At 47.5% G+C, this 649-nt stretch carries 1 protein-coding gene; it reads left to right on the top strand.

Features of this window, described 5'->3' with window-relative positions:
- The coding region (gene tcdA, locus A3763_RS21475; RefSeq protein ID WP_068760491.1) for a tRNA cyclic N6-threonylcarbamoyladenosine(37) synthase TcdA at positions 1-649 on the top strand (649 nt) is incomplete at both ends.

Below are 649 nucleotides of genomic sequence, written 5' to 3' on the forward strand. Positions count from 1 at the left end.
AACGCTAGAGCGTTTTCAGCATAGTCATATTGCCGTGATTGGTATTGGCGGTGTCGGTTCCTGGGCCGCCGAAGCCTTAGCTCGATCGGGTATTGGTGAAGTTACCCTATTTGATCTGGATGATATTTGCGTTTCGAATATCAACAGGCAAATCCATGCATTGCAAGACACGGTTGGGGCGATGAAGGTGGAGGCTATGGCTGCTCGAATGCAGCAGATTAATCCGCAGATCAAAGTACATGCAAACCACACCTTTATTACGCCTGCAAATGTAGAAACTTTGCTGCACAAAGGCTTTGACTATGTCTTTGATGCGACCGATAGTGTCAAAGCAAAGACTGCCATTATTGCTCATTGTTCGCGACATAAGATTAAGTTGATCTGCTCGGGAGGCGCCGGTGGCCAAGTTGATCCGAGTCAGATTCAAATTGCTGACTTAAATCGTACTATCCAGGACCCATTGCTTGCCAAGATACGCAATAATCTTCGTCGCATGCATGGCTTTTCCCGAAACCCCAAACGCAAATATCGGATTGACTGTGTATATTCGACTGAGCAATTAGTTTACGCACACAGTGATGGCGCAGTATGTCACGAAAAGCCAGCCGAAGGCGGTCCGGTAAAACTGGATTGTGCCTCGGGCTTTGGT

The organism is Oleiphilus sp. HI0128, from assembly GCF_001635365.1.